Origin of the sequence: Campylobacter sp. BCW_6466, assembly GCF_001762835.1 — a bacterium.
GTDB lineage: Bacteria > Campylobacterota > Campylobacteria > Campylobacterales > Campylobacteraceae > Campylobacter_D > Campylobacter_D jejuni.
Genome location: NZ_MJXO01000050.1, coordinates 1 through 6,933, shown reverse-complemented (window position 1 = coordinate 6,933; position 6,933 = coordinate 1). Strand labels below are relative to the sequence as shown.

Genomic DNA, 6,933 nt, shown 5'->3' with positions numbered 1-6,933 from the left:
TTTATAAACGCAATTTGCAACCATAACAATGAACTTGTTTTAGAATATCTTAAAAATGGTATGAGTGCAACTAAAGAATGCATGGGCGAAGAACCTATGTTTTATGCAATAACTCATAATAATTTTGGAGCGATTTTACTTTTATTAAAATACGGTGCTATTTTAGATAAAGAGTATCTAGAAGAAAGCAATAAAGATTTTAGCAAAGAAGCTCTAAAGTTTTTAAGCTCTTTGCTAAAATAAAAGAGAATATAAAAATATTCTCTTAGCTTTTAAAAATTCATAATCAAAAGCTCTTTACTTTCTTTTCTTTTTAAAACATTATTATTTAAAGAATACCTTACTTTTAATTCCTTAATATTAAAATCTTTATAAAGCTCTCTTATAAGCTCACAATCATTATAAGAAAGCATAAATTTACCTTTGATATTTTTAAGCAAATTACATAAAAGTTCATGTTCTTTTAGCCCAAAACCTCCTGTGTTTTTATAATAATTCTCAGTCCCTACATAAGGTGGATCTAAATAAAATAAAGCTTCATTGTAATCATATTCTTTTAAAATATATTCAAAGCTTTTATTTTCAATACTGGCATTTTTAAGTCTTTTTGTATGTAAGCTAAAGTCTCTATATAATCTTTTGGGTGCTCTTTGTTTACTCATAGCAAATTGTCCCATACTTGATCCAAAAGAAGTACTGATAAGATAAAAATAAAAAGCAGCCCTTTCTAAGTCATTTCTTGGCTTAATTTCTTTATTTTTAAGCATATGAAAGATTTTTCTACTTATTATCATAGAATTAAGCACATTTGCTAGACTTTGGGGTTTATTTCTTATACAAAGATGTAAATTAATAAGCTCGTCGTTAATGTCGTTAATGACTTCTATTTTTGAAGCGCTTTTTTGATAAAAAACACTTAAAGCTCCACCAAAGACTTCAATATAGCTTTTATGCTCAGGCATTAAAGCGATGATTTCTTTAGCTAAATAGTTTTTACCACCCACCCAAGCAAATGGAGCTTTTAGTGTAGTTCTTGTAGGTTTAGTAAGTGTGCTAGTTTTTAGAAATTTGTCTGTATTATTTTTCATACAAACTCCTTTCAAAATAAAATTTAAAAAGCTTTGCTTTAAAAACAAAGCTATAATGCTTTTGCTAGTTTTTAGAAAAAGGAAGGCTTTAGTCTTCCTTATTACCCTTCAAAATTAACACTTATAGTATAGCCACTCAAAGAAAAGTCATGTTTTACATCTTTAATACTAAAAATAACCTTTTCATCAATGCCTTTTATTTCTAAATTTGCCCCTGCTTTGATATTTTTCCCTATCATGCTAAAGCTTCCTTCAAAAGAGCCTTTATTTAAAGCATTAAGCTTAGCATTTGCCAAGTTTAGTGCCTCACTATCATTCTTTACTCCAGCAACCTTTAGCTCATAAACACAACCCTTATCATTGCCACTTAAAACGCTTTTAACAATGCCTTGTTCTATATCTTGGTAAGTTAGTTTAACGCCTGTATAATCATTGCGATTTTTAATACTGATATTTAAATCACTAAGCTCACTTATATCTAAAGTATATTTGATGCCACCCTCTTGCTTGCCGCCACCCTTTACACCCTCTTGTGCTGCCTCTTTTTGCTCTATGATGATAAGAGTTTGTTCTTTTATGCAAGCTAAAAAGCCATATTTTGCACAAAGAGTATAAATAAACTCAATATCGCTTACATTGTTTTGAAGTTCATGTTTGATATAAGCTTTGTTTGCATTATTTGTTTTTGCTTTTAAATTATTTTCCCCAGCAATTTTTAAAGCAATATCTGCAAGATTGGTATTTTCCCAAGTCCTTGATTTTTTGTTTTTAATATTGCTAGCAAAATTAATCGCAGTAGCTTTAATATCTGTTGTTTTAGAGCTATAATTTTTACTAAAACTATTAATGCTAAAAGTACCACATTTAAAAAGTTTTTCATCAAATCCAAGCCAAAGTTCTAACTTATCGCCAAAAGGAGCTCTTGCATAAAGTCCATTTAAACTGATGCTTATCTCATCACTTTCATCCTTGGCCTTATCATCAAAGCTTAGATTAATAAGATTAAGACTTATCTTTTGTGTAATATCTTTATCATTTGCTTTTATCTTAAAGCTAGGATGATTTACCATAAAGTTTCTTCCTTGTTTTCTTGAATTTCAATATTAGGTAAAATCACTTTATCTCCTGTTTTTAAAAGAGGCTCTAATTTTGGATTGGCTAATAAAACTTGATCAAAATACAAAAGCGTTCCATAATGCCTATAAACCACACTATCAAGCCTTTCATTGTTTTTTGCAATGTAAATCTCACTCATCAAAATCCCTTTGTAAATTAAGTTCAAAATTTTGTGTTAAAAAGCCACTGCCTTCTAAAAAAGCACTTTGTTTTTCGCTGATACTTAAAATCGCAAATTTTCCAAAATAAACTCCACTGGCACTACACATTGCATAGCTTTTATTTTGAGAAGCCATTTGCTTTAAAGTATCTAAATAAGTGTTTTTATCTTTACTAAGCGGTAAAGTTTTGCCACTTATTTTAATACTTTCATTTGCTTTAGCAACGCTGATTAAAGCATTATGATTATTAATACGTTCAATGCTTCTAATGCCGTATTCATAATTTTTTTCAAGCTCATCTACATTTAAAGCTTCAAACTCAAACTCACCTAAACAAAATATCATTTTAACCCCAAATTGTTGTCTGCACTTTTTTATCTGCATTTTTATTTAATGCACTTAAAACACTATTTTCAACTTCTTTTGCGAAAGCTTTTAAATCAAACACTCCATTATTTGAACTTATATTAAAAGTTCCATTAATATTTACATTGATTTCATTTTTTTTAGAAATATCACTTCTTTTGGATAAAGCGGCAATTTCAGCTTGTCTTGCTTCATGCTTTGGAGCACCTGATCTTACTATACCATGATGGGTTCTAGAATTATCATTTTGTAAATTTTGATATTTTTCTCCATCAACTTTTTTATCATTATCACTAAAACCAAAAAAAGAGGCCACGCTTTTAGCTATATCTTTAATCTTTGCAAATGCTTTGCTTAACCATTCAAACTTAGAAGCAAACCAATTAAATAAACCACCCCATAAAGAGCTAAAAAACTCGCCAAATCCGCTAAAAACGGAACTAATTTTATCTATAAATCCAATGAAAAAGGTTTTAACTTTATCCCAGTTCATGATAACAAGTGTTGCAATGGCGGCAATTGACATTAAAACAAGCCCTATAGGGTTGGTTAAAAAAGCGATTTTTAATATATTAAAAGCAGTTCTTATAGCATTAAGCGTAAAAGCAAATTGCGCTCCTGCAATTTTTGCAACCAAAAATCCTACTTTTAAAGCACTAAGGGCCACACTAGCTATAGTTAAAGAAACTACTAAGGTACCTATAACTTTACTTAAATTTGGAAAAGCATCAATAATCTCTCTAATAAAGTTAATCAAAGATGAGATACTATCCATGACAAAGCTTAAAGCAGGTGCTAAAGCTTCGCCTATGCTTGCACTAAGATTTGCCATACTGGCACTAAGTTTTGCAAAGCTTGTGTTAGTGGAGTCTCCTAACTTTTTAAATTCATTATTTAAAGCACCCATTTTTGTATTTTTTAAAGATTTTAAAGCTTGTTCATACTTATCTGTATTGTCGACTAAATTTTGCATCATGCCTGCAGCACCCGTCCCAAAAACTGAATTTAAAAAATCAGTCATCTCATCTTTTGGTAAGGTTTTTATCTGATTTAAAAGTACTTTAACCGCACCACTTGCATCTTGTTTAAAATAAGCGCTTAGTTGTTCTGTACTAAGCCCCAAGCTTAAAAACTTGGTTTTCATATCATCACTTGCATTATTTAAATTACTCATAACGCTAGTCATTGCTTTAAAAGTTCCAATCGCTTCGCCTTCATCTTTAGTCGCACTTGCAAAAGCAGCACTTAAAGCTGCCGCACCCTCTGCACTCATACCAATAAGCTTTGCATCGCCTCCTACTTCATTCATTATCTTAGCAACACTTGAAGCACTTACATTGCTTGCTTTAGCTACACCAATTATCTTATCTCCAAGATTTTGCATATCTTTGGTATTTAATTTATAAATATTAGAAAGCTTACTCATGAAATTAATACTTTCTTCATTATTTAATTTAAAGACTTTGCTATACTTAGCACCAAGTTCGCTAAATTTTAAAAGCTCACTTTCGCTTTTTATCCCAAGCCTTGCTCCTGCTTCACCCAATTTAGTAAGCTCATTAACATTCATTCCTATATTAGAACTTAGTTTTAAAAAGTTTTTTCGTAAAAGATTTAAACTTTCATTATTTGTATTTAAAAAGGCGTTTATATTATTCATATCATCTTCAAGATTAGCACTGATTTTTACAGGCACACCGATAGCTAAAGCACTTGCACCTTTAGCCATAAGCTCACCTTTTAAAGCACTAAACTCTTCACCTATTGCTTTAATCTTTGCCTTGGATTTTTCTAATGCATCAATACTTTTATTTAAGGCTTTTACACTTTTATTGCTTTGATCCAAATTAGCACTAAACTTTTTTAAAGCTTCAGTGTTTTTAGCAAATTCTTTAAAGCCTTTAAAGGCTAAAGATATACCAAAGCTAAGTCCTAAATCTTGCATATTTTTCCTTTTTATTGTAAAATCTATTTATGAAAAAAATAGACAATGCTTTTAATGCTAAAATCATCTTTTTAAAAAACTTTAAAATCGTTTTTAAAGCCTTTTTAACACTCGGTATTTTTGTCACTTTTATGCTTTCTTTTTTAAGTGATGATTATTTAGCAGGTTTTGTTAATATCACTTCATTTTTTGTGCTTTTTTCTTTAATACTTTATATTGCAACCTTTATCTATTGTTTTTTTAAGCTTAAACACTCTTAGCGATTTTTAAACTGATATCTAAAAATTCAAGATAATCTTTTATGTTTAAACTCATAATTTCACTATAAGAAAAATGCAAATAATGAGCTATTAACGCAATAGCTTCATTATTCAGTGCTCCCACTGGGAGTTTGGTAATTGTTTAATTCATTGCTTAAAAGAGTAATGTCTTCAAGACTTAAATTATCAAGCTCTTCTAAACTCATATTAGTACATTCTCCTATCATATAAAAAGCTCTCGAACCTTCGCCTTTTTGCATATCCATAGAACGACGCAACATCCCAGCTGTTGGGGGATTAAATTTAACTTCATTTCCATTTGATAATTTGATTATTTTTGACATAATTTTCTCCTTATAGACTTAAATTTGCTTTTACTTTTGCCATTTTATCAATGCCATTAAATTCTAGAATAAGATTTTTTATATCAGCTAAAAATAGTCTTTTGCCATCCATTGTGATTTTTATAAAATGCACATTGATTTTTATTTCACTTGTAAATTCGCCACCTGCTACAATAGAAGGGGGAGTCATAGATGTAAATTCTCCATTTAACTCCACTACAAAAGGCACTTGTTTTCCTGATCCGCTTTGATGAATACTTGCTTTAAAAACAAGTGGGATTTTTGTTTTAGAAAAAGTATTTACTCCAAAAGCTTCAAAAGCTTGTTCTCCCATCTCACTAATTTTAAAAGAGCATTCCATTGCTTTAAATACACCCGTGCCATAATTTGCACTCAGCGCTCCTTTGCTTTCTAATACTTCTTGTTCTATAATAGGCAAAGTAATATCTCTTGCTACCCCAGCATAACCATACCCATCTATAAAACAATTTGCTTGTTCAATTACTTGAGGTACTTTATTAAACATGTTATTCTCCTTCTTTTAACTTCGCGGTGGAAGTAAATTCCACCTTGCAACAAGGGATTTCATCCCCTTGACCCCTCTCTTGTGCTTTACACTCTTTTTAAGAAAGCCCCAAAAGCCACCTTTTACTCTGCACTAATAGTTTTAATCAAATCACTCGCCCATTCATCAGAGTAGATGAACTCTAAAGTGATTTGTTTAACGATTGGATTATTCATCATTTTTATATTTAGATAAAACTTACCAGCACTCACATTGGCATCTGTGTTTCTTTCTTCATCCCAGCTTACCTCATAGCCAATTAAAACCTTAGCTCCTTTTAAATCTCTTAGCAATTCTTCAATGCTGATTTTTATAAAATATAATTCACTTGCTTTTTTATCAATAGCTTTAAAAGCTGCTTTTTGTCCTGCTAGGGCTATACGATCAAAAGTTCTTACACGAGCTAAATCTTGCCAAATCGTATCTTCATGGCTAGTTTCCCCACCCCAAGAGCGATAACCTTCACTTAAAATACAAGTTGAAATATGAGCGTTTCTTAGTCTTTCTGCATCACAATCAAAGCCATTGATAAACTCTATAAAATACTCTGTGCCAGTAACCCCATTCATCACTCTATTTGAGTAAGAATCACTAAAGCCATATTCTTTATCTCCATCTGTATGAGCTATTAAACCTGCGATGATAGGAGATTGTGGAACATAAGCGTATTTTCCTTGTGTATTTAAGATTTGAACCTGTGGCCAAGTGGCAATTAATCTTTTAGAGCTAAAAGCCTCCATTGTATTAATAGCTTCGCCAACATTTGTAGCGTAAAGATCCACAATAGCTGTGATATTCATAGAACTTGCCACACTTTCAAGCTTAGCCTTTACTCCTGCTTCATGTGAGTAATAAGGAGCAATGATTAAATCAGGGCTAAAACCTGTTTTATGCTTTGCTTTTTTAAAAGCTTCTATGGCATTAACAATATTGATTAAAGTGTTTTCACTTTCCTCGCTTTCTTCAAAAAAACTAATAATAATTACATTACTTACATTTTGTAGATTGATACATTCTAAAGTATCTAAAAGTCTAAAATCTTGTAAGTTATTTTCTTTGATTAAATCGTTTACAAATTCTTTTGCTTT

10 protein-coding genes are annotated in these 6,933 nt (G+C 30.7%); 2 read left to right on the top strand and 8 right to left on the bottom strand.

The genetic code is table 11. The features are described 5' to 3' along the window. Positions 1-243 (top strand): hypothetical protein (locus AJ887_RS05865; protein ID WP_070284967.1); only part of this gene is annotated, 243 nt, incomplete at its 5' end. Positions 244-272: 29 nt separating this feature from the next. Here the strand turns inward: AJ887_RS05865 and AJ887_RS05860 are convergent. From AJ887_RS05860 to AJ887_RS05840, 5 genes are all read right to left on the bottom strand, one after another. Next, positions 273-1,088 carry a DNA adenine methylase gene (locus AJ887_RS05860; protein ID WP_070284965.1) on the bottom strand — a complete coding sequence of 272 codons (816 nt, stop codon included), beginning with the start codon at positions 1,086-1,088 and terminating at the stop codon, positions 273-275. 101 nt (positions 1,089-1,189) lie between these two features. Then, positions 1,190-2,158 (bottom strand): phage late control D family protein, encoded by a 969-nt coding sequence (locus AJ887_RS05855; protein ID WP_002865687.1) that lies wholly within the window; start codon positions 2,156-2,158, stop codon positions 1,190-1,192. Beyond that, on the bottom strand, positions 2,152-2,343 hold the full coding sequence (locus AJ887_RS05850) for a tail protein X (protein ID WP_002789964.1): 192 nt from the start codon (positions 2,341-2,343) through the stop codon (positions 2,152-2,154). The genes AJ887_RS05855 and AJ887_RS05850 overlap by 7 nt, the downstream gene beginning before the upstream one ends. After that, positions 2,336-2,710: a phage tail protein gene (locus AJ887_RS05845; protein WP_002870151.1), complete on the bottom strand. Its 375-nt coding sequence runs from the start codon at positions 2,708-2,710 to the stop codon at positions 2,336-2,338. The genes AJ887_RS05850 and AJ887_RS05845 overlap by 8 nt, the downstream gene beginning before the upstream one ends. Before the next feature lies 1 nt (position 2,711). After that, positions 2,712-4,676, bottom strand: a complete 1,965-nt coding sequence (locus tag AJ887_RS05840; protein ID WP_002876455.1) for a phage tail tape measure protein — start codon at positions 4,674-4,676, stop codon at positions 2,712-2,714. Between the two features lie 29 nt (positions 4,677-4,705). Here AJ887_RS05840 and AJ887_RS05835 point away from each other — a divergent pair, with 29 nt between their 5' ends. Then, positions 4,706-4,936 (top strand): hypothetical protein, encoded by a 231-nt coding sequence (locus tag AJ887_RS05835; protein ID WP_070284963.1) that lies wholly within the window; start codon positions 4,706-4,708, stop codon positions 4,934-4,936. A gap of 107 nt (positions 4,937-5,043) precedes the next feature. Here AJ887_RS05835 and AJ887_RS05830 read toward each other — a convergent pair whose 3' ends face one another. The 3 genes from AJ887_RS05830 to AJ887_RS05820 all read right to left on the bottom strand — a co-directional run. Next, entirely contained in the window at positions 5,044-5,280 is a 237-nt protein-coding gene (locus AJ887_RS05830; RefSeq protein WP_002789979.1) for a phage tail assembly protein, read from the bottom strand. Between the two features lie 10 nt (positions 5,281-5,290). After that, positions 5,291-5,806: a phage major tail tube protein gene (locus tag AJ887_RS05825; protein WP_002865794.1), complete on the bottom strand. Its 516-nt coding sequence runs from the start codon at positions 5,804-5,806 to the stop codon at positions 5,291-5,293. 122 nt (positions 5,807-5,928) lie between these two features. Beyond that, positions 5,929-6,933, bottom strand: a 1,005-nt coding sequence (locus AJ887_RS05820; RefSeq protein WP_070284961.1) for a phage tail sheath family protein, incomplete at its 5' end; no start/stop codon positions are given.